We start from the raw sequence: 3,227 nt of genomic DNA on the forward strand, positions 1-3,227 counted from the left end.
TTTCCTGAAAATGGTTAAGATATTCGTTAACGTGCGCCAGGGCATAAGCCAATTGCTGCGGAATATTAGCACCGGAGTTTTGATATAAGGTGGTATCTATGCTGATTACCGATTTGAAATCTTCGGAATTGGTAAAAATACTTTCAAGGATTTCGTGATCTTTTTGAAGGTTATGGAACCAGTTTCCGGAACGGACAAGATTTCCTACAATATCAAATTGAAGAAAAACCTGGTGGTCTTTTTCTTTTAAAAATTCCCGCAAACGTTTGAAATAATCTTCAGAAAAAAAGCTGAAACTAAAGTAAATTATGGTTTTATCCAGTGTTATTCCCTGAAGTAAATTTTCAAAAGAAATTTCTTCATTCGGGATGATAAACCAAAGGCTTTCGGTTCCTTTTTTAAGGATCTCATTTGCGCGTTTATTGCTTTTTTCAGCAGAAACCACGTATAATCTTTCGCAAATGTTCCAGTTTTTTGGAGAAGGGGTTTTTATGCTTTCTTCAACATCTTCAGCACTATAAAAAGGTTTTATATTAATTCCGTCAAGGGATTTATAGACGAGTTTTTCGTTATAATCGGCTCCTTTTAGATCAAATTGTATTTTTTGTTTCCATTCTTTTGCAGAAACTTCTTCAAATTCCTGAAATAATGATTCTTTCATTGTGTGGTTTTTCTGAAAAATTAATCCTGAATTGTGTCGTATTCAATGATGAATATTTCTTCATTGGGACGTTTCATATAATATTGCTGGCGCGCAAATTTTTCCATCTCTACCGAATCCTGAAGCTGTTGTATGGTTGCTTTATCTTTGGAGATTTCATTTTTGTAATACTGCCTGTTTTCTTCAAGCTCCTCTACTTCCTGGTTGAGTTCATTATGGACTAACCAGGAATTACTATCTAAAAATAGCATCCAGCCTCCAAAAATAATTATTAGCAGCACATATTTGTTGCTAATAATTTTAAACCATTTTTTGCTTCTTAATTCCTTTAATTTCACACCTTCTAACTTCAGTAACTAATTAAGATTGTTTTGGTTAAACCGTAAAACTTAAATTTTTATCGGCTATTTGGCTTAAAGATACAAAATTAGGTCAAGCGGTCTTTGATTATGGTTTGCACAATATCAACAGCAACGGTGTTATAACGGTTGGTAGGAATAATGATATCGGCAAATTCTTTGGTAGGTTCTATAAACTGCTGGTGCATTGGTTTCAGCGTAGTTTGATATCGCCATAAAACTTCATCTAAATCGCGCCCACGTTCAGAAATATCTCTCTTAAGTCGGCGAATTAAACGCTCGTCACTATCGGCATGAACGTAGATTTTAATATCAAACATCTCCCTAATATCAGGATGGGCGAAGATTAGAATGCCTTCGACAATCACCACTTTCCTGGGTTGAGTTTCCAGGGTTTGTTTGGTGCGGTTATGTTCTGTAAATGAATATACAGGCTGTTGAATGGTATTGCCTGCTTTAAGTTCTTTTAAATGTTCAACTAAAAGATCAAAATCTATAGATTTTGGGTGGTCAAAATTGGTTTTAACCCGCTCTTCTTTAGCTAAATGACTTAGATCTTTATAGTAGGAATCCTGGGAAATTACATCTACCTCTTCATTTTTTAATTCGTCTATAATTTGCCTTACTACCGTAGTTTTTCCACTACCGGTTCCACCTGTAATTCCTATAATGAGCATCTAAAAAAATTTGGGGCAAATTTAAACATTTGCCCCAAATTAGAAATAAATATGATGTTTTAATTCCTAAGCTTTGATCTTAGGATTATAAATTATTCAGCTTCCTCCAGGGGTAGCAATTTTACTATTCCCGTTCCTTCAACAGCAGCGTAGATAAATCCGTCAGGGCCTTGTTGAACATCTCTTAATCTTCCAAGACCTTCCAATAATTTCTCACGTGTAGTTACTTCTCCATTTTCTATGGCTAAATGTTCTAAATATTGAAATTTAAGGGCACCCACTAAAAAGTTTCCTTTAAGCTCTGGATATTTATCTGAAGTTACTTTTTCAAATCCGCTTGGTGCGATTGATGGTAACCAGTAGGTAAGTGGGTTCTGAAATTCAGGTCCTGTTCTATCTTCAGTAATAGTGGTGCCATCATAATTTTCACCATAAGTTACTACCGGCCAACCGTAATTTTTTCCAGCTTTTACAACATTAATTTCATCACCACCTTTTGGGCCGTGTTCATTAACCCAAACTTCACCGGTTTCTTCGTTGAAAATCATACCCTGCGGATTTCTGTGTCCGTAAGAATAAATAGCTTCTATAGTGTTTTCTTCACCTACAAAAGGATTGTCTGAAGGTACGCTTCCGTCTAAGTTAAGTCGGTATACCTTTCCGCCATCTCTTGTAATATCCTGCGGATTCACATCTCTATTTCCTCTATCTCCAATAGTAAAAAATAAATGACCTTCTCCGTCAAAAATAATTCGTGATCCAAAATGTTGGCCTCTGGTAGAGTTAGGAGTGGCTTTGTATAAATCTTCGCGACCGGTTAGTTGATTGTTTTCCAGTTTGGCTCGCATTAAAGCAGTATTTCCACCTTCGCCTTCACCTTCATCTGATGAATAGGTGATATAAACCCAATTGTTGTTCTCAAAATCGGGATGAAGGGCGATATCCAGTAATCCACCCTGCCCCTGATTGTAAATTTCGGGACCACCTGTAATAGCTACACGTTTACCATCTTTAAAATGATAAATATCGCCACCTTTTTCGGTTGCAAGGATGCTACCATCGGGAAGAAAATCAAAGCCCCATGGAATTGACATATTCTCTGCAACAACCTCGTGTTTATATTCATTTTCGGGAGAAACAGCTTCTGGCATTTCTTTTGGTACCGGATTATCAGAATCCTGAGCATTTGTTTCTGTTGGTTCTTCCACCTCGGCTTTTTTATCAGATTTTTGATTATCTCCGCAGGCGGAAAAAGTAAAAATCAAGCCCAATAATAATAAAATTCGCTTCATAATAATTTTTTTTGTGATTAGCTTATCCTGCATTGTCAGCAAGATTCAACTAAGATATAAAAAATCTAAAGTTTTTCTTGTAGACTGATAAGTTTTCTTATATTTGCACCCGCTTTGGGGGATATTAGTTCACTCAAATTGAAATTTTGAAGTTTAAAAATAGTTTTAGCTATTATAAACTTAAGTTATCGCGCCGAGCGCGATTAAAAAATTACTCGGGGTGTAGCGTAGCCCGGTT

At 36.1% G+C, this 3,227-nt stretch carries 4 protein-coding genes; all 4 read right to left on the bottom strand.

What is annotated here, in order from left to right; translation table 11 throughout:
• Positions 1-661: methylmalonyl-CoA mutase family protein (locus AACZ30_RS13545; RefSeq protein ID WP_339650024.1), on the bottom strand; the 661-nt coding region annotated here is incomplete at its 3' end.
• Between the two features lie 20 nt (positions 662-681).
• Entirely contained in the window at positions 682-999 is a 318-nt protein-coding gene (locus AACZ30_RS13550) for a septum formation initiator family protein (RefSeq protein WP_339650027.1), read from the bottom strand.
• Positions 1,000-1,088: 89 nt separating this feature from the next.
• A complete protein-coding gene (gene udk / locus AACZ30_RS13555) occupies positions 1,089-1,697 on the bottom strand; it encodes a uridine kinase (protein ID WP_208225206.1) in 609 nt (202 codons plus the stop codon).
• A gap of 92 nt (positions 1,698-1,789) precedes the next feature.
• Positions 1,790-2,989: a PQQ-dependent sugar dehydrogenase gene (locus tag AACZ30_RS13560; protein ID WP_339650030.1), complete on the bottom strand. Its 1,200-nt coding sequence runs from the start codon at positions 2,987-2,989 to the stop codon at positions 1,790-1,792.
• Positions 2,990-3,227: the final 238 nt, after the last annotated feature.

The sequence above is a fragment of the uncultured Salegentibacter sp. genome, from assembly GCF_963972535.1.
Classification (GTDB): Bacteria; Bacteroidota; Bacteroidia; order Flavobacteriales; family Flavobacteriaceae; genus Salegentibacter.